Origin of the sequence: Streptomyces sp. NRRL S-646 (genome assembly GCF_000720765.1) — a bacterium.
Classification (GTDB): Bacteria; Actinomycetota; Actinomycetes; order Streptomycetales; family Streptomycetaceae; genus Streptomyces.
Window position 1 is genome coordinate 43,337 of sequence record NZ_JODC01000033.1, and the last position, 20,338, is coordinate 63,674.

Genomic DNA, 20,338 nt, shown 5'->3' on the forward strand with positions numbered 1-20,338 from the left:
GCCTGCCGACTGAATCCCTGCTCACCGGCGTGATCGTAGGACCTGCGGAGGACCCTGACCCCACACCCTCCTCCGCTCGGCTTCCGTGCGGCAGGCGATTGTGCCGTCGTCCGCCTGCCGGCACACCGCAACTTTTCGACGGTGCCGATGGCTTGCGCACCACAGGAATCAGCAGTCGAATCGATTCCGCAAACAACACTCGCAGCAGGAGGCTCCGTGCCCTTGACCACCCCGTGACACCGGGAGCACCGCCTCCCCGCCGAAACCTCTCTGCAATCCCACTGCAAATACGGCACGTTCCAGCGCTTCCGCATCCGTCAGCGCCACCGCCACAAACCGACCGGGTTGCGCCGGCACGGTAGGGAGATCAGATGGGAACCACACGTACAAGACGCCGCCTGCTGTTCGGACGCGGTGGCATCCAGGGCTTATCGGCAGCGGTACGGCACCGTGGCAGGCACGCCGACACGGCGCTTCAGGCAGACGTGCCTTCGCCGACCCGCTCGGCCCGCACCCGTTGGAAGACGGTCGCCCGGGCAGGGGCCGCGACTGCGCTCGTCGCCGGAGCTCTGGCCGGCGCGACGGCCGGCACGGCCCGGGCCGCCACGTCCGGTCCGTGCGACATCTACGCGGCGGGCGGTACATCCTGCGTGGCCGCGCACAGCACGACGCGAGCGTTGTACGCCTCGTACAACGGGCCGCTCTACCAGGTCCGGCGTGCCTCGGACAACACCACCCGGAACATCGGCGTCCTGAGCGCGGGCGGGTACGCCGACGCCGCCGCCCAGGACTCGTTCTGCTCGGGGACGACCTGCCTGATCACGATCATCTACGACCAGTCCGGGCGCGGCAACAACCTCACCCAGGCGCCCGGAGGCGGTGCCGCGGGCGGCCCCGACAACCTCGCGAACGCGACCGCCGCGCCCACCACAGTGGCCGGTCACAAGGCCTACGGCGTCTTCGTGGCACCCGGCACGGGCTACCGCAACAACCACACCAACGGCATCGCGACCGGGGACAACCCCGAGGGCATGTACGCGATCTTCGACGGCACGCACTACAACGGCGGCTGCTGCTTCGACTACGGCAACGCCGAGACGGACAGCAACGACGACGGCAACGGCACCATGGAGGCCATCTACTTCGGCAACATCAAGGTGTGGGGCTACGGTTCGGGCAACGGTCCGTGGATCATGGCCGACCTGGAGAACGGCCTGTTCTCCGGAGTCAACCAGCACTACAACGCGGGCGACCCGACCATCAACTACCGGTACACGACCGCCATCATCAAGGGCGGGGCCAACCACTGGGCGATCCGCGGCGGCAACGCGCAGTCCGGTGGCCTGTCGACCTTCTACGACGGTCCGCGTCCCAACGTCGCCGGCTACAACCCGATGCGCAAACAGGGCGCCATCATCCTGGGCATCGGCGGCGACAACAGCAAGGGCGCCCAGGGCACCTTCTACGAAGGCGTGATGACCTCCGGCTACCCGTCGGACGCCACCGAGAATGCCGTCCAGGCCAACATCACCGCGGCCGGCTACAGCAACTCCTCCGGCGGAACGAGCACCGGTGCGCTGCACGCGGTGGGCGCGGGCAAGTGCCTCGATGTGCCCAACTCGTCCACCACGGCGGGCACACAGCTGCAGATCTGGGACTGCAGCGGCGCCGCCAACCAGACCTGGACCCGCACGTCCTCGGGCCAGTTGACCGTCTACAGCGGCAGCAGCCAGATGTGCCTGGACGCGTACAACAACCAGACGTCCGCCGGCACCAAGGTGGTGACCTGGCCGTGCAACGGCGGCGCCAACCAGCAGTGGCAGGTCAACTCCGACGGCACCGTCACGGGCGTCCAGTCCGGGCTCTGCCTCGACGTCACCGGGGCCTCCACGGCCAACGGTGCCCTGGCGGAACTCTGGCAGTGCAACGGCGGCTCCAACCAGCAGTGGAGCCTCAACTGATCTGAACGGCCTCCGGTCCGTGGCCGCCTCACCGCCGGTCACGGACCGCCACACGCGTCAGCACCGGAGGATGACCATGTCCAGAGCCAGAGCGCTCCGCGGCCTGTGGGCCGCCCCCGTGGCGCTGCTCGCGCTACTGGCCGGCAGCTCGGCCACCGCGGGGGCCGCGTACGCCGTTCCGGTAGCACGGCAAGCGGCTGCCGCCGACCTGTATGTGGCGCCGGATGCGGCTCCCGGCGGGGACGGCACTGCGGGGCGGCCGTTCGGCACCATCGACCAGGCGCAGCAGCCAGCGCACCGGCTCTCCGCCGACTCGAACGTCGTCGTCCATCTGGCCGGTGGCACCTACCGGCTGTCCAAGCCGCTGTCCTTCGGCTCCGGCGACGGCGGCCAGAACGGCCACACCATCACCTACCAGGCCGCGGCCGGTCAGCAGCCGGTCGTGACCGGCGCCCAGCACATTACAGGTTGGCAGGTGCATGATCAGGCGAAGAGTATCTGGTCGGCCCACGTCGGCACCGGCGTGAACACACGCCAGTTGTACGTGAACGGCAAGGGCGCGCCGCGGGCGGCGATCCAGGTGCCACGCTCCGGCTTCACCTTCACCCAGAGCGGCCTGACCATCACCGACTCCTCCCTCGACTACCTGGCCGGCCTCTCGGACCAGAGCCACATGGAAGTCGAGAGCATCAACTCCTTCACCGACCGCTACGCGCCGGTCCAGTCGATCAGCGGCAGGACCGTCACCATGCAGCAGCCCGCGTGGAACAACAACTCCTGGGGCTACGACACCATAAACGCGCCGTTCGCCGGCGGGACGATGTACCTGGAGAACAACTACGCCTTCCTGCAGCAGGCCGGACAGTGGTATCTCGACTCGTCCACCGGCGACCTGTACTACCGGGCCCAGCCCGGGCAGAACCCGAACAGCCTCGACGTCGAACTGCCCCGTCTGCAGAGCCTGCTAGGCATCAGCGGCAGCTACGGCTCACCCGCGACCGGACTGAGCTTCGCCGGCATCCGGTTCACGGGAACCTCCTGGCTCGGCCCGAGCGGACCCGACGGCTACGCGGACCAGCAGAGCGGCGCGCACATCACCGGCGCCTACGCGATGCCCGCCAACTGGCTGAGCACCTGCAAATCGGGGTGCACGCAGTTCGAGGCCACCCGCAACCACTGGGCGCAGATGCCCGCGGCCGTACAGGTCTCCGCATCCACCGGCATCACGTTCTCCGGCGACACGTTCTCCGAACTCGGGCAGGCCGGACTGGGCGTGGGCAACGACGGCGTCGCCACGGCCTCCGGCACAGGACTCGGCGCGAGCGGAGTCACCGTCACCGGCAACACGTTCACCGACATCGCCGGCAGCGGCATCCAGGTCGGCGGGATCCAGCCGGACGCGCACCACCCCGGCAACCCGCAGATGACCAACCAGAACATCACCATCATCAACAACACGGTCAGCGGCGTCGGCACCGACTACAAGGAGACCGCCGCCATCCTGTCCACCTACGTCACCAACGCGACGATCACCCACAACCAGTGCGACCACCTGCCCTACGACGGGATCGACATCGGCTGGGGCTGGGGCGTCAACGACCCGGGCGGCAGCCAGGACTACGTCAACCGGGGCACGTACACCTACCAGCCCGTCTACAGCACCCCCACCACGCTGAAGAACAACACCGTCTCGCACAACCTGATCTACGACACCAAGAACGCGATGTTCGACGGCGGCAGCATCTACAACCTGTCCGCGAGTCCCGGCTCGGTGATCTCCGACAACTACATGTACGACAACAACCACACCACCGCCCTCTACCTCGACGAGGGCTCCCGGTATCTGACGCTGTCGCACAACGTGGTGCAGGACGCCGGCAACTGGGCGCTCACCAACGCCAACGCGAACAACCACACCGACGACAGCACGTTCTCCGGCAACTGGTACAACGGCGGCAACACCTACGTGGCCACCGGTCCTCCGCACAACAACGTCCTGACGGGCAACGTCCAGGTCAGCGGCACCAACTGGCCGCAGGGCGCCCGGCAGGTCATCCAGCAGGCAGGCGTCCAGTCCTCGGACGGCGGTGGCTTCCCCAGCGGTTACCACCAGCTGGTGATCGGCAGCGACAGCCTGTGTCTGGACGTGTACGGCAAATCCGGCAGCGCCGGCGCCGCGATCGACCAATGGACCTGCAACGGGCAGAGCAACCAGCAGTTCCAGTTCGTGCCGGTCGCGGGCGGCTACGGGCAGTTGCAGGCCCAGAACTCCGGGCTGGTCGTGGCCGTGTCCGGCGCTTCCACGGCCGCCGGTACGCCCGACATCGTGCAACAGACCCCGAGCACAGCCGCCGGCGGTCTGTGGCTGCCGGTACAGCAACCCGACGGCTCGTACTCCTTCCAGAACCAGAACAGCGGCCTGTGCCTGGACGTCTACGGCGGCGCCGGCAACCCCGGCCGGCAGCTCGACCAGTGGCCCTGCAAGAACACGGCCGGCAGCAACCAGGACTTCACCCCCCGCTGACCGACTCCCCGCTCGTTCACCCCCACCCACTGTCCCGCACCCAGTGAGGAACGCATATGAAGAAGTACTCGGCACTCCTGGCCGCCGCGCTGACGGCAGCGGTCGGCACCGGCACCGCGTTGCCCGCGGCGGCCGCCACCGGCACCGGATCACCGGCCTCCGCCGCACGGGCCGCCGCCGCTTCCACCGCTCTGCGCCTGATGCCGTTGGGCGACTCGATCACCTGGGGCGTCGGCAGCCCGTCCGGGAACAGCTACCGCGACTTCCTGGGGAACCAACTGGCTGCCGATGGGCACGCTGTGGACTTCGTCGGTTCGGGCCGCAACGGCACCATGTCCGACCCGGACAACGAAGGGCACTCCGGCTGGCACATCAATGAGATAGCCGGCATTGCGGACTCCGTGCTGGCCCGGTACCGGCCCAACGTGATCACCCTGGAGATCGGCACCAATGATCTGAACGGCGGCTCTCAGGCTGATCCCGCCGCCGACCGGCTCCATGCGCTCATCGACCAGATCACGGCCGACGCCCCTGACGCGACCGTCCTCGTCGGCACCGTGATCGTCTCCACCAGCAGCACCGAGGAGGCCACCCGCGCCGCCTTCAACGCCAGGCTGCCCGGCATCGTCCAGGCCGAGCAGGCCGCCGGCAAACACGTACGCCTGGTGGACATGAGCGCGCTGACCACCGCAGACCTCTCCGACGCCCTGCACCCCAACGACAACGGCTTCCGCAAGATGGCGGACGCCTTCCACGCGGGGGTGCAGGCCGCCGACGCGGCAGGCTGGATCAAGCCGCCGGTCTCCGTGGGCGGGCCGGTGCGCTCCGGGGTCGCGGGGAAGTGCCTGGACGTCAACGGCGGCAACAGCGCCAACGGGACCGCCGTGCAGATCTGGTCCTGCAACGGCGCCGATGCGCAGGCGTGGTCCGCGCGCTCGGACGGCACTTTGCGGGCGCTCGGGAAGTGCCTCGACGCCACGGGCGGTGGTACCGCCAACGGCACCAAGATCGAGATCTGGGACTGCAACGGCGGCAGCAACCAGCAATGGCAGGCGTACAACGGCGGTTACCGCAACCCGGTCTCCGGCCGCTGCCTCGACGACCCCGGTGCGTCTGCCACCGACGGCACACAACTGATCCTGTGGGACTGCAACGGCGGAGCCAACCAGCAGTGGAGCGCACTGCCGGTCAGTTCGGCTGTGTGACCGGCCCGACTCGACGCCGGCACCGGCTTGTGGTCGGTGTCGCAACCCCCTCACACACAAGGAGGACGATCCGTCATGTCCTGGCTCAACGAAGAGCCCCGTCCGCGCAAGGCCCTGGCCCTGGCCGCCGTACTGGCAGCCGGCACGGCACTGGTGCTGGCCGGCCCGGCGAACCCCGCCGCCCACGCGGCCTCCGGCACGCTCGGCGCGGCAGCGGCCGACAGCGGCCGCTACTTCGGCACGGCCGTGGCCGCCGGGAAGCTCGGCGACTCGGCGTACTCCACGATTCTCGACCGGGAATTCAACATGGTCACCCCGGAGAACGAGATGAAGTGGGACACCACCGAACCGTCCCGCCCTGCGCAGCGTGATGAACAACCACATCACCACCGAGATGAACCACTTCAAGGGCAAGATCTACGCCTGGGACGTGGTCAACGAGGCGTTCGCCGACGGCGGCAGTGGCCAGCACCGGTCCTCGGTGTTCCAGAACGTGCTGGGCAACGGCTTCATCGAGGAGGCGTTCCGCACCGCCCGGAACGTCGACCCCTCGGCCAAGCTCTGCTACAACGACTACAACATCGAGAACTGGTCGGACGCCAAGACCCAGGGCGTCTACAACATGGTGCGCGACTTCAAGTCCCGCGGTGTGCCCATCGACTGCGTCGGCTTCCAGTCCCACTTCGGCACCGGCGGACCGCCGTCGAGCTTCCAGACCACGCTGTCGAACTTTGCCGCGCTCGGCGTGGACGTACAGATCACCGAACTGGACATCGCGCAGGCACCGGCGACGGCGTACGCGAACACCGCGAAGGCGTGCATGAACGTCGCCCGCTGCACCGGTATCACGGTGTGGGGGATCAGGGACAGCGACTCGTGGCGCACGGGGGAGAACCCGCTGCTGTTCGACAACAACGGGAACAAGAAGCCGGCCTACGACGCGGTCCTGTCCGCGCTGGGCGGCGGTACGGGGAACTCGGGTGGCATCGTCTCCGGAACGGTGTACTCGCTGACCGACGTCGCCGCGGGCCGGGTACTGGACGTGCCGGGCGCGCAGACCGCGAACGGCACGTCCCTGCAGGTCTGGGATGCCAACGGCGGCGCCAACCAGCAGTGGCGGGCGAGCCAGAACAGTGATGGCTCCTACACCCTGACCAACGTAGGCAGCGGACGGGTCCTGGACGAGCCGGGTGGCCAGACGGGCAACGGCACGCGGATGGAGATCTGGGACGCCAACGGCGGTGCGAACCAGCACTGGCGGGCGAGCCGGAACGGCGACGGTTCGTACACCTTGACCAACGCCGCCTCCGGCCGGGCGTTGGAAGCCCCGACCGGGCAGAGCGCCAACGGAAGCCCCGTCCAGATCTGGGACTCCAACGGCGGCGCCAACCAGCACTGGAGCTTCAGCTGAGGTGATCGGCGCCCTGCGCGCGCTCCTGCTCCCCTGACGAACACCCGCGCCCGGCACGACGGCCGTCGCCGGACGCGGGTCTCGGCATGCCCTCAGACCGTCCTGACCAGGAAAAAAACATGGGATGGATCGGATCGGAATCGCCAAGTCAGGCCTATTGACAGGGTGTTGGGCCTGTGGGATCACTATGCGACATGGGATGTCTGAGTGTTCCCTGTGAGTGCTGACGGGCACGCTGACGGGAGCGGTCGACACCCCTTCCGAACTCTTCGGCCAGGCACGGCACTCTCCGTCCGCACCCCCCGGCATATCCGAGGACACAGAATGCAGCCTTCATCCACACCGCCCTGCGGTCCCGCGGCTCGTGCACCACGCTTACCGGCGGCAGCCGCCGTATGCGTGATGGCTCTGCTGGCCATGCTGCTGGCGTCCGCGCCGACCTGGTCGGCGCCGGCGTCCGCGGCAGCCTTGGTGAGCTCGGCGTCGGGACGGTGCCTTGACGTCAAGGGCAACGTCGACACGTCGGGCACGGTGCTGGAGATCTGGGACTGCAATGACCAGGCCAACCAGGCGTTCGAGGTCACGTCGGCGGGTGAGCTGAGGACGATGAACGGCTCCCGGTGCGTGGACGCCTACGACAACCGGACGGCACCCGGAGCCCCGGTGGTCATCCGGCCGTGCGACGGGCGGCCGACCCAGGTGTGGCGGCAGAGTTCCGACGGGTCCGTCACCGGTGCCGCCTCCGGATTCTGCCTGGACGTGAGCGGGTCGGGCACGGCCAACGGCACCGCGGTCATCCTGTGGACCTGTAACGGCCAGAGCAACCAGAGGTGGACGACGTCGGCACCCCCGCCTCCGCCCCCGCCCGGCGGGTCGGGCCCGTGCGACCTGTACGCCGCGGGGGGTACGCCGTGCGTGGCCGCGCACAGCACGGTGAGGGCGCTCTACGGCTCGTACAACGGCCCCCTGTACCAGGTCAGGCGCGCCTCGGACAACGCCACCAAGGACATCGGCGTGCTGGCGCCGGGCGGTTTCGCCGACGCCGCGGTGCAGGACTCGTTCTGCGCGGGCACCACCTGCGTGATCACCGTGGTCCGCGATCAGTCAGGACACGGCAACGACCTGTGGTACCAGGGCTCGGCCCAGGTCCCGGGGTCGAGTCAGAGCAGCCCCGCGAAGGCGACCTCCGAGTCGCTGACCGCCGGGGGGACCAAGGCGTACTCGCTGTACATCAACCCCGGCAACAGCTACTGGCGGGACGGCCACCTGACGGGCGTGCCGACCGGTGCCGCACCCGAAGGGGCGTACATGGTGACGAGTGGCACCCACGTCAACAGTGGCTGCTGCTTCGACTACGGCAACAGCGAGACGACCAGGAAGGCCGACGCCGCCGGGGCGATGGACGCGATCAACTTCGGCACCCAGTGCTGGTTCGGCGGCTGTTCGGGAAGCGGTCCCTGGGTGCAGGCCGATCTCGAATGGGGCCTGTACTCCGGCGGCAGCCAGTCCTGGAACCCCAACCAGCGTGCGTTTCCGGGCAAGTTCGTCACCGCCATGCTGAAGAACAACGGCACGTCGAGGTTCGCCCTCAAGGGCGGCAACGCCCAGTCGGGCGGCCTGACCACCCTGTGGGACGGCGGGCTTCCCGGCGGATACAGCCCCATGAAGAAACAAGGGGCCATCGTCCTGGGCAGCGGCGGCGACTGCTGCAAGCCCGGCGGCGGCGCCAACCTGAGCGCCGGCACCTTCTACGAGGGCGCCATGGTCGCCGGCTACCCCTCCGATGCGACCGACAACGCGGTCCAGGCCAACATCACCGCCGCCGGCTACCGCTGAACGCCCTTCAGCCGTCCCAACTCGCCCCAGGAGGCGATGACTTATGCCCACGACCACTTCGAGAGCCAGGCGTCTTCGGCAGCTGCCCCCTCTGCTGTCCCTCCGCAGAGCCCTGGCACTCGCGTTCTCGGCCCTGTTGCTCACCGCGGCCGTCCCTCTCCTCTCCCTCGGCACGGCGCAGCCCGCCGCCGCGCTCGGCAACGGGCTCGCGCCGACCCCGCAGATGGGCTTCAACGACTGGAACGCGTACGGCTGCAACGTCTCCGAGTCGCTGATCAAGTCCACGGCCCAGGCGATGCACAGCAACGGCATGCAGGCGGCGGGCTATTCGTACGTCAACATCGACGACTGCTGGATGACCAACAACCGCGACTCCGGCGGCCACCTGGTGCCGGACCCGGCCAAGTTCCCCGACGGCATCAAGGGCACCGCCGACTATGTGCACTCGCTGGGGCTGAAGCTCGGGATCTACGAGTCCGCCGGCACCGCGACCTGTGCGGGATACCCGGGCAGCCTCGGGCACGAGACCACGGACGCGCAGTCGTTCGCGTCCTGGGGCGTGGACTACCTGAAGTACGACAACTGCAACAACAACGGAGTGCCGGCGCAGACCCGCTACACCGCGATGAGGGACGCCCTGGCGGCCACCGGCCGGCCGATCCTGTACAGCCTGTGCAACTGGGGTCAGGAGAACGTGTGGACCTGGGGCGCGGACGTGGGCAACAGCTGGCGCACCACCGGGGACATCAGCCCGAACTTCTCCAGCATGCTGTCGATCTTCCACAGCAACGTCGGACTGGCCTCCTACGCAGGGCCCGGCCACTGGAACGACCCGGACATGCTGGAGGTCGGCAACGGCTCGATGACGGCCACCGAGAGCCGCAGTGAGTTCAGTCTGTGGGCGGAGATGGCCGCGCCGCTTATCGCGGGCACCAACATCCCCTCGGCCAGTGCGGACACCCTGTCCACGCTGACCAACTCCCGGGTGATCGCGGTCGACCAGGACCCGCTCGGCAAACAGGGGACCATGGTGTCCTCCTCGGGCGGGCTGGACGTGCTGGCCAAGCCGCTGGCCAACGGGGACGTGTCGGTGGCGCTGTTCAACGAGACGGGTTCGACGGCGAACATCACCACCACCGCGGCCGCGATCGGCAAGACCGGGGCGTCCGCCTACACCCTGACCGACCTGTGGTCGGGCGCGTCCTCCAGCACCTCCGGCACGATCAGCGCCTCGGTGCCGGCACACGGCACGGTGATGTACCGGGTCGCGGGCGGCTCCAGCGGCGGAGGCAGCGGCACGACCGGTGCGCTGCACGCGGTCGGCGCGGGCAAGTGCCTGGACGTACCGAACTCCACCACGACCGCCGGTACCCAGGTGGAGATCTGGAGCTGCAACGGCGGTGCCAACCAGACCTGGACGCACACCACCTCCAACCAACTCACCGTCTACTCCGGCAGCGGTCAGATGTGCCTGGACGCCTACAACAACCAGACCACACCGGGGACGAAGGTGGAGATCTGGCAGTGCAACGGCCAGAGCAACCAGCAGTGGTCGCTGAACTCCAACGGCACGATCACCGGCGTCCAGTCGGGCCTGTGCCTGGACGTCACGGGCGGAGCCACGGCTGACGGAACCCTCGCCGAGCTGTGGACCTGCAACGGCGGCAGCGGTCAGCAGTGGACGCTGGGCTGACTTCCCTCTCCCCTCGGCCACGGGCAGCTTCGGTGCCGCCGTGCGGCGGCACCGCCACAGAGGAGGTCACCTTGCCCGGATCAGCGACAGATCACCGACGAAGGCGATTCCCGGCCGTGCTCCTGATCGCCCTGGCGATGGCCCTGGCCGCATTGGGCACACCGGCGTTCGCCACATCTCCGCGGACCGGCACGCCCCCCGGGGCCCGTCCAACGGCGGTGAACGCCTCCGCGGCCGACGCGTCGCTGCCCTGCGACATCTATGCCGCGGGCGGAACGCCGTGTGTGACCGCGCACGCCACGACCAGGGCGCTCTTCGCGGCGTACAACGGGCCGCTGTACCAGATCCAGCGGTCCTCCGACCACAGCTACCGCGACATCGGGGTGCTCGCCGCGGGCGGGTACGCCGACGCCGCGTCCCAGGTGTCGTTCTGCGCGGGCACGTCGTGCACGATCACGAAGATCTACGACCAGACCGCCAAGCACAACGACCTACCGATCTCCTGGGGCGGCTACTGGAAGGGTCCGGGTCCCAACGGGGCCGATGTCGGAGCGGACGCCATGGCCCTGCCGGTGACCGCGGCCGGCCACCAGGTCTTCGGCGTCAAGGTCACCCCTGGTGTCGGCTACCGGATCGACCACGCGAACGGCGTGGCCACCGGCTCCCAGCCCGAAGGCATCTACATGGTGACCTCGTCGAACTACACGAACCAGTGGTGCTGCTTCGACTACGGAAGCGGCGAGAACTCCCACACCGACACCGGCAACGCCACCATGAACGCCATCTACTGGGGCAACGCCTGCTGGTTCAACGGCTGCACCGGCAGCGGTCCGTGGGTCGAGGCCGATCTCGAGAACGGCATGTTCCACACCAACACCGGCTCCAACAAGGACCCCAACAACCAGGGCGTGCACTACCCGTTCGTCAGCGCGTGGCTGAAGAACAACGGCACCAGCAACTTCACGCTCAAGTACGGCAACGGTGCCGGCGGCGGGCTGACCACCACCTTCTCCGGCCCCCTGCCGAACGGCTACTCGCCGATGAAGGTCGACAGTTCCGTACTGCTCGGCACCGGCGGCGACAACAGCCCCAACGGGGTCGGCGAGTTCTTCGAGGGCGCCATGACCGCGGGCTACCCCTCCGACGCCACCGAGAACGCCGTCCAGGCCGGCATCACCGCCGCAGGCTACGGGACGGGAAGCGGCGGGGGCGGCACGACGGGCGCGCTGCACGCGGTGGGCGCGGGCAGGTGCCTGGAGGTGCCGGGCGGATCCACGACGCCGGGCACACAGACTCAGATCCGGGACTGCACCGGAGCGGCGAACCAGTTCTGGTCCCAGAGCGCTTCCCACGAGCTGACCGTCTCGGTCGGCGGCAGCCGTCTGTGCCTGGACGCCTCAGGTCAGGGCACCAGCCCCGGCACCAAGGTCATCACCTGGACCTGCAACGGCCAGAGCAACCAGCAGTGGACGCTCAACGCCAACGGCACCATCACCAGCGCTCCTTCCGGGCTGTGCCTGGACGTGACGGGCGCCGCCACCGCCAACGGCACCCCCGTGCAGCTGTGGACCTGCAACGGCCAAACCAACCAGAAATGGTCACTGAACTGACCGGTGAGGCACCCGCGATCGACTCGGGGCGGCATCCCGACGCCGCCCCGACTCAGGAGGATCGGATGAGGACGAGAGCGAGACCCGGCCGTCCGGCACCGCTGGCGGGCATCCTCCTGACACTCGTGCTGCCGCTGCTGTCGACGGCTCCGAGCCAGGCCGCCGCGGGCACGTCGCTGAGCGTCAACCTGGCGTCGCCCAAGGGGGCGTCGACCGGTGTGGGGGAGGGGTTCCTCTACGGCATCAGCGAAGACGGCAGTCGGCCCGTGGACCAGTTCCTGCAGCCGCTGGGGATCAACGCATTCCGCGGCGGCGGATGGTTCTCCGGCGGCTGGATCAAGGACGGCTACCAGTACGGCTCGGCCACCCGGGCCGACCTCGACTCGATCGTCGCGCAGGCGAAACGGCTCACCCGGCCGCCGTACCACGCGCAGTACCAGGTGCTGGTCAGCGACATCTACGGCGCGAACGGCGGCCAGCCGTCGAACACGACGTACCCCTGCGACAACGGCAACTGCTCGAACTGGATCAGCTTCATCGACTCCACGGTGGGAGCGCTCCAGACCTCGGGCCTGACGTTCTCCTACGACATCTGGAACGAGCCGGACATCTCTGCCTTCTGGACCCGGGGCGTCAACAGCGCTCAGTACTTCCAGATGTGGGACACCGCCTACCGGGAGATCCGGCGCATCGCGCCCGGGGCGCAGATCGTGGGGCCGTCCCTCGCGTTCACCCCGCAGCGCAACCCGGGTGAGTGGCAGGCCTGGCTCGCGCATGTGAAGGCGGCCGGGACTGTACCGGACATGATCACCAGCCACAACGAGGGCGATGTCGACGATCCCGTCATCGTCGCGCAGCGCCTGCGCAACGCCCTGAGTTCGGCGGGCATCGGCGCGTTGCCGCTGTCCTCGAACGAGTACCAGCCGGCCGACCGGCAGACCGCCGGGGTGACGGCCTGGTACCTGGTACGGTTCGCGCAGTCCGGGTACAGCAACGCGATGCGCGGCAACTGGGTGTGCTGCGTCACCCCCAACCTGACGGGAGTCCTCACCCAGAGCGGGGGCAATTGGCAGCCGACCGGCAACTGGTGGGCGCTTCGGGACTACGCCGACATGACCGGCACCCTCGTCGACACCTCCGGCCAGGTCGGCTCCACGGCGATCGCGGCCTCCGAGGACTCCGCCAACAAACGCGCGGTCGCCGTCGTCGGCGACTCCAACGGCTACACCGGCGCCGCGTCCGTGACCTTCAACGGGCTGTCGTCCCTGCCCTGGCTGACGAACGCCTCAAGCGTGCACGTCACCGTCCACCGCATCCCGGACCAGGCACCGCTCGGTGCGCCACAGACCGTGTACGACCAGAACGTGAGCGCCTCGAGCGGCTCGATCAGCGTGCCGTTCACCTTCCAGGGCTCGCACGACGCGTTCGCCGTCTGCCTGACCCCTGCCTCGTCCGGCGGTGGGGGCTTCCCTGACGGCTACCACCAACTCGCCGTCGCGAACAGCAACTTGTGCCTGGACGTGTACGGCAACTCCGGCAGCGATGGCGCCGCGATCGACCAGTGGACGTGCAACGGTCAGGGCAACCAGCAGTTCCGGTTCGTGCCGGCCTCGGGCGGCTACGGCGAACTGCGGGCCCAGAGCTCCGGCCAGGACGTGGCGGTCGCCGGCAGTTCCACGGCGGCAGGCACCCCGGACATCGTCCAACAGGCCCCCGGCACGGCGGCCAACGGCCTGTGGCTGCCGATGCGCCAGTCCGACGGCTCCTACGCGTTCCAGAACCGCAACAGCGGCCTGTGCCTGGACGTCTACGGCGCCGACAGCAACGCGGGCCAGCAACTCGATCAATGGCAGTGCAAGAACGCCCCGGGCACCAACCAGGACTTCGTCGTCCGCTGACACCGCACCCGACGCGGACACCTCCGACCTGCGAAAGGAACCCACCGTGTCAGCATTCAGACGGCTGCTGCGGCGCCTGCGCGCCTCGACGGCCCTGCTCACGGGCCTCGTCCTGGCCGTCGGCGGCCTCGTGGGCACTACCGCCGCTCCCGCCCAGGCCGCCACGTCCATCACCGTCAACGGCACCTCCGGCGGCCGGACCTTCGACGGCGTCGGCGCGATCAGCGGCGGAGGCGGCAACAGCAGACTCCTGATCGACTATCCCGAACCCCAGCGCGGCCAGATCCTCGACTACCTCTTCCGGCCCGGCTACGGCGCCTCCCTGCAGATCCTCAAGGCCGAGATCGGCGGGGACACCAACTCCACCTCCGGAGCCGAACCCAGTCACCAGCACACCCGCTCCGACCTCAACTGCGACCGGGGCTACGAATGGTGGCTGATGGAGCAGGCCAAGGCCCGCAACCCGAACATCAAGCTGTACGGGCTCGCCTGGGGCGCGCCCGGCTGGATCGGCGGCGGGAACTTCTGGTCCACCGACATGATCAACTATCTGGTCTCATGGCTGGGCTGCGCCAAACAGCACGGACTCGGCATCGACTACCTCGGTGGCTGGAACGAGCGAGGCTACAACGTCTCCTGGTACGAGCAGCTGCGCAGCGCGCTCAACAGCAACGGCTACGGCAGCGTCAAGATCGTCGCGGCCGACTCGGACTGGGCCGTGGCGAACGACGTCGACTCCAACCCGGCGTTCGCCGCAGCGGTGAACGTCATCGGCACGCACTACCCCTGTGGCTACCGTTCCTCCCAGTCCACCTGCTCGGTGCCGTCGGCCGCCACCTCGTCCGGCAAGCAGCTGTGGGCCAGCGAGAACGGCTCGGACGACTACAACGCGGGAGCCCCGGCCGTGGCCCGCGGCATCAACCGCGGATACATCGACGGCCGGATGACCGCGTACCTCAACTGGCCGGTGGTCGCCGCGATCACCCCGAACCTGCCGTACCCCACCATGGGACTCGCCCTCGCCTCGCAGCCGTGGTCCGGGCACTACGCGATCGGCAAGAACACCTGGGTGATGGCGCACACCAGCCAGTTCACCGCTCCCGGGTGGCAGTACCTCGACGCCTCCAGCGGCTACATCGGCGGCAACCGGAACAACGGCAGCTACGTCTCGCTGAAGTCCACGAACAACTCCGACTACTCCACGGTCATCGAGACGATGGATGCCGGCAGCGCCCAGACGCTGAACTTCAACGTCACCGGAGGGCTGTCCACCGGAACCGTCCACGTCTGGTCGACCGACGTCAACTCCGGCAACCCGGCCGACTATTTCGTGCAAGCCACGGACATCACACCGTCGGGCGGCGGCTTCAGCCTGACCGTGCAGCCCCACCGCATATACACCCTGACCACCACGACCGGTCAGGGCAAGGGCACCGCCACCGGCCCCGCCCAGGGCGCGATGAGCCTGCCGTACAGCGACTCCTTCGACGGCTACGCCACCGGCACCGAGGCGAAGTACCTCATGGACTGGCAGGGCGCCTTCGAGGTGGCGGGCTGCGGCGGCGGCCGCAGCGGCAGGTGCGTGCGCCAGATGAGCCCGCAGAAACCGATCACCTGGGACGCGTTGTCCGATCCGCACGCCCTGCTCGGTGACGTGGGCTGGAGCAACTACACCGTCTCGTCCGACGTGCTGCTCGAACAGCCGGGATACGCTGAGCTGATCGGCCGCGCGAACGGGCAGGACTACAACAGCACCGGAGGACTCAACGCCTACCACCTGCGGGTGAGTGACACCGGAGCCTGGTCGATCCTGAACTCCAACACCAACGGCACCGTCTCCACCCTCGCCCGTGGCACGACCACGGCGCTGGGCACCAACCGGTGGCACACCCTGGCGCTGACCTTCTCCGGCAGCACCATCACCGCCGTCATCGACGGCTCCACGGTCGGTTCCGTCAACGACCGCACCTGGGCCGGCGGACAGGTCGGCTACGCGACCAGCCAGGGCGAGACGGCACAGTTCGACAACCTGTCCCTCACGCCCGGCAGCGGCGGAACCGGCGGCGGCACGACCGCCACGATCGTCGGGGCCGCCTCCGGCCGGTGTGTGGACGTACCGAACCAGTCGCAGACGTCCGGTACCCAGGTGGAGCTGTGGACCTGCACCGGCGCCGGCAACCAGAAGTGGACGCGCAACTGATCCGGCGACTGCCTAGATCACCCACCCCCGTCAATGACCTGAGAGGTTCCGCATGACCTCCTCCTCCCTCCCGATCAGCCGACGCCGGCTGCTGGCCGCGACCGGCGCGGCCACGGCCTTCGGCCTGCTGCGGTTCGCCCCCGAGGCCGCCGCGACCGACGGCCCCGCGAGCTACACCGCGAGCTGGTCCTCCGTGGACCAGCACCCCCCGGCCGCGGCCTGGTTCAAGGACGCCAAGTTCGGCATCTACTACCACTGGGGCGTCTTCAGCGTCCCCGCCTTCGGCAACGAGTGGTATCCGCGCAACATGTACATCGGCGGCTCGAACGAGAACAAGCACCACATCGCCACCTACGGCGACCCCTCGGCCTGGCCGTACAACAACTTCATCGACGGAGCCCGCGACAAGGCCGGCAACTTCGTGCAGTTCGCCCCCAGACTGGCCTCCCAGGGCGGCAACTGGGACCCGGAGGCGTGGGCCCGGCTGTTCAAGTCAGCAGGCGCCAGGTTTGCGGGCCCGGTCGCCGAGCACCACGACGGCTTCTCCATGTGGAACAGCCGCGCCAACCCGTGGAACTCGGTCCGGCACGGCCCCAGGCTCGACCTCGTCGGGCTGCACGCGCAGGCCATCCGTGGGCAGGGCCTCAAGTTCATGGCCTCCCTCCACCACGCCTACCACTTCAACGGCTTCTACGACCACGTGCCGAACCAGTCGGACCCGAACCTGCGCATCCTCTTCGGCCAGCAGGGCTCGGCCGCCGAGAACCAGCTCTGGTACGACAAGCTGGTCGAGGTCGTCGACGGCTACCAACCGGACCTGATCTGGCAGGACTTCGACCTCAACCTGGTGCAGGAATCGGACCGGCTGCAGTTCCTCGCGTACTACTACAACCGGGCCGTCGCCCGGAACAAAGACGTCGTCGCGACCTACAAGGACGGCCTCGACAACAAGGGCGAGGTCTTCGACTTCGAGCGCGGCGGCCCGGCAGGACTGCTCACGCCGTACTGGCTGACCGACGACAGCATCTCCTCCTCCAGCTGGTGCTACACGGTCGGCATCGGCTACTACTCGACGCAGGCACTGCTGCACTCGCTGATCGACCGGGTCAGCAAGGGCGGCACCATGCTGCTGAACATCGCCCCGATGGCCGACGGCACCATCCCCTCCGGGCAGCAGTCGATCCTGCTCGCCATGGGGGACTGGCTCGGCCGCTTCGGAGAGGCGGTCTACGGCACCCGCTCCTGGACCAGTTACGGCGAAGGCCCGACCAAGATGGGCGGAGGCTCGTTCAGCGGACCCGTGGCCGGCAAACCGCAGGACATCCGGTTCACCCGCAGCCAGGACAACAAGGTCCTCTACATCACCGCGCTGGGCTGGCAGGGCGGCACGATGACCGTCACCACGCTGAACTCGAACCAGATCAACCTCAGCAGCCTGACCGGCGCCCAACTGCTCAACAACGCCGCCGGCACCTACGTGAACCTGCCCGCGCCGACCCAGGACGCCTCCGGCCTGCACCTGGCCATGCCCTCGTCGAACCCGCCGTTCAGTGCCCTGGCGTACACGGTCAAGCTGACCTTCTCCGGCGAGATCCCCGTCCTGGGCGCACCGGGTGGCTCCACGACCTGGGTGAAGATCGCCAACGCGACCAGCGGACTGGTGCTCGACAGTGGGGGCAACGTCGCCTCCGGCTCCAACCTCAAGCAGTGGAACTACGACGGCAGCACCAACCTGCAGTGGCAGCTGATCGACCTCGGCAACGGCTACCACCGCATCATGAACCGCACCAACGGCATGGCCGCCGACAGCTGGGGCAACTCCGCGAACGGCGCTCCCGCCCGGCAGGAGACCTGGAACGGCGGCAACAACCAGCAGTGGTCGCTCAACAGCCTCGGTGACAACCGCTACCAGATCGTCAACCGGGGCACCGGCACCGCCCTCGACGGCAGCGGCAGCACCACGGTCGGCTCGACGACGGTGCTGTGGACACCGAACTCCAGCACCAACAACGAGTGGACCATCACCGCCGTCTGAACCCCCCGACGACCGACGCTCCCTGTCCATCCCCCGACCAAGGAAGCAGGTCTGCATGAAACGCAAACCGCTCTTATTGACCATCACGGCCGCGTTACTCCTCGTCCTGTCAGCTGCGGGCACCTCGTTCAGCAGAGGCCTCACTGCACCCGCGTCGGCCACGGCCACCGCCGGCTGCGGCAAGGCCCCGACGCTGACGAGCGGCACCCACACGATCCAGAGCGGCGGCCAGACCCGCAGTTACATCCTGCGGGTGCCTGCCGGCTACGACAGCAACCACCCCTACCGGCTGATCTTCGGTTTCCACTGGCGGGGCGGCACGATGGGCGACGTCGACTCGGGAGGAACGGACGGATACAACTGGTCCTACTACGGCCTGCGGCGCCTGGCGGACAACGCGAACAACGGCACGATCTTCGTCGCCCCTCAGGGCAACGGCAACGGCTGGGCCAACCCCGGAGGCCAGGACGTGGCCTTCGTCGACGCCATGGTCAGCCAGATCGAGGCAGGTCTGTGCGTCGACACCACCCAGTTGTTCTCCGCCGGCTTCAGCTACGGCGGCGCGATGTCCTACGCACTCGCCTGCTCCCGGGCGACGGTCTTCCGCGCGGTCGCGGTGTACTCCGGCGCGAACCTCAGCGGGTGCAGCGGCGGCAACCAGCCCATCGCCTACATGGGACTGCACGGCCTCAGGGACAACGTGCTGCCCATCCAGTCGGGACGAGACCTGCGCGACACCTTCGTCCGGAACAACGGCTGCACCCCGCAGAACCCGCCCGAGCCGGCCTACGGAAGCCTGACGCACATCATCACCACCTACTCAGGATGCAGGTCCGGATACCCCGTCGTCTGGGCCGCGTTCGACGGAGCGGGCCACGACCCCGGTCCGATAGACGGTTCCACCGGTGACGGCTGGCGCACCTGGACGTCGGCAGCGGTGTGGCAGTTCTTCGCACAGTTCGGCTCGAACCAGCCGCCGCCCCCGCCGCCCTCCGGCAACCAGGAGATCGTCGGCCAGCAGTCGGGGCGCTGCCTCGACATCAACAACTCCACGACGGCCAACGGCACGCAGGCACAGCTGTGGGACTGCAACGGCGGCTCCAACCAGCGGTGGACACACTCCGCCGGAAAGCAGCTGGTCGTCTACGGCAACAAGTGCCTGGGCGTCGGCCAGTCCGCGGGCAACGGCACCGCGGCGGCGATCTGGGACTGCAGCGGGCAGGCGGACCAGCAGTGGAACATCAATCCCGACGGCACGATCACAGCCGTGCAGTCCGGGCTCTGCCTGGACGCCAGCGGCCAGGCGACCGCCAACGGGACGAAAGTCCAGCTGTGGAGCTGCTCGGGCGGTGCGAACCAGCACTGGCGTCTGCAGAACTGACCCACCGGGCGCCAGGCACGTCATCGTGCGGGCCTGGCCCCGCGGCTCCTGGCGGCGGAAGCGGGCGTGGACAGCCACAGCCACCCCGGCGGCGTTAGGCTCCGGAACATGCGGATCTCCGTCTCCTCGGACATGGACGAACACGTGGCGCGCTCGCTCGTCGCGGAACTGAACAGGCGCGGCCACGAGGTCGTTCCCCACGGGGCGCTGAGCCCCGGGGACGACCCCCAGTGGGCCGCGTGCTCCCAGGCCGCGGCCCGCGAGGTCGCCGAGGGGACCGCCGACCAGGCGGTCGTGTGCTGCTGGACCGGCACGGGCGCGTCCATCGCCGCCAACAAGGTGCCCGGCGTACGGGCCGCCCTGTGCACCGACGCGTACACGGCGGACGGCGCCCGCCGCTGGAACGACGCCAATGTGCTGGCGCTGAGCCTGCGACTGACGTCCGAGGCGCTGCTCAGGGAGATCCTCGACGCCTGGTTCGCCGCCTCGGCCAGCGAGGACGCCGAGGACCGGGCGAACGTGGAGCTCGTGGGACGGCTCGACGTCGGCAGGAGCACCAACTGAACGGCACCCCCTTGCTTACT

At 68.7% G+C, this 20,338-nt stretch carries 11 protein-coding genes and 1 pseudogene; all 12 read left to right on the top strand.

What is annotated here, in order from left to right; all coding sequences use genetic code 11:
• Positions 1 to 371 precede the first annotated feature (371 nt).
• The 12 genes and pseudogenes from IH68_RS0145845 (at position 372) to IH68_RS0145900 (ending at position 20,318) form a co-directional block, all read left to right on the top strand.
• Positions 372 to 1,961 carry an arabinofuranosidase catalytic domain-containing protein gene (locus tag IH68_RS0145845; RefSeq protein ID WP_234341813.1) on the top strand — a complete coding sequence of 530 codons (1,590 nt, stop codon included), beginning with the start codon at positions 372 to 374 and terminating at the stop codon, positions 1,959 to 1,961.
• Between the two features lie 76 nt (positions 1,962 to 2,037).
• Entirely contained in the window at positions 2,038 to 4,485 is a 2,448-nt protein-coding gene (locus IH68_RS50980) for an RICIN domain-containing protein (RefSeq protein ID WP_051834075.1), read from the top strand.
• A 56-nt stretch (positions 4,486 to 4,541) separates the two neighbouring features.
• A complete protein-coding gene (locus IH68_RS0145855) occupies positions 4,542 to 5,690 on the top strand; it encodes an SGNH/GDSL hydrolase family protein (RefSeq protein WP_030948947.1) in 1,149 nt (382 codons plus the stop codon).
• Positions 5,691 to 5,765: 75 nt separating this feature from the next.
• A pseudogene (locus tag IH68_RS50985) lies at positions 5,766 to 7,095 on the top strand (endo-1,4-beta-xylanase); the annotation flags it as partial.
• A 408-nt stretch (positions 7,096 to 7,503) separates the two neighbouring features.
• Complete coding sequence (locus IH68_RS0145865; RefSeq protein ID WP_030948948.1) at positions 7,504 to 8,937, top strand: arabinofuranosidase catalytic domain-containing protein; 1,434 nt, start codon at positions 7,504 to 7,506, stop codon at positions 8,935 to 8,937.
• Between the two features lie 43 nt (positions 8,938 to 8,980).
• On the top strand, positions 8,981 to 10,630 hold the full coding sequence (locus IH68_RS0145870) for a glycoside hydrolase family 27 protein (protein ID WP_051834076.1): 1,650 nt from the start codon (positions 8,981 to 8,983) through the stop codon (positions 10,628 to 10,630).
• 137 nt (positions 10,631 to 10,767) lie between these two features.
• Positions 10,768 to 12,240 (top strand): arabinofuranosidase catalytic domain-containing protein, encoded by a 1,473-nt coding sequence (locus IH68_RS0145875; RefSeq protein WP_078912914.1) that lies wholly within the window; start codon positions 10,768 to 10,770, stop codon positions 12,238 to 12,240.
• Positions 12,241 to 12,305: 65 nt separating this feature from the next.
• Positions 12,306 to 14,138, top strand: coding sequence for an RICIN domain-containing protein (locus tag IH68_RS0145880; protein WP_030948953.1), 1,833 nt, complete (start codon positions 12,306 to 12,308; stop codon positions 14,136 to 14,138).
• Between the two features lie 46 nt (positions 14,139 to 14,184).
• Positions 14,185 to 16,338 (top strand): RICIN domain-containing protein, encoded by a 2,154-nt coding sequence (locus tag IH68_RS0145885; RefSeq protein ID WP_030948955.1) that lies wholly within the window; start codon positions 14,185 to 14,187, stop codon positions 16,336 to 16,338.
• A gap of 52 nt (positions 16,339 to 16,390) precedes the next feature.
• Complete coding sequence (locus tag IH68_RS0145890) at positions 16,391 to 18,373, top strand: alpha-L-fucosidase (RefSeq protein ID WP_030948958.1); 1,983 nt, start codon at positions 16,391 to 16,393, stop codon at positions 18,371 to 18,373.
• A gap of 55 nt (positions 18,374 to 18,428) precedes the next feature.
• Entirely contained in the window at positions 18,429 to 19,754 is a 1,326-nt protein-coding gene (locus IH68_RS0145895) for an RICIN domain-containing protein (RefSeq protein WP_030948961.1), read from the top strand.
• A gap of 108 nt (positions 19,755 to 19,862) precedes the next feature.
• Positions 19,863 to 20,318, top strand: a complete 456-nt coding sequence (locus IH68_RS0145900; RefSeq protein WP_030948964.1) for an RpiB/LacA/LacB family sugar-phosphate isomerase — start codon at positions 19,863 to 19,865, stop codon at positions 20,316 to 20,318.
• Positions 20,319 to 20,338 lie beyond the last annotated feature (20 nt).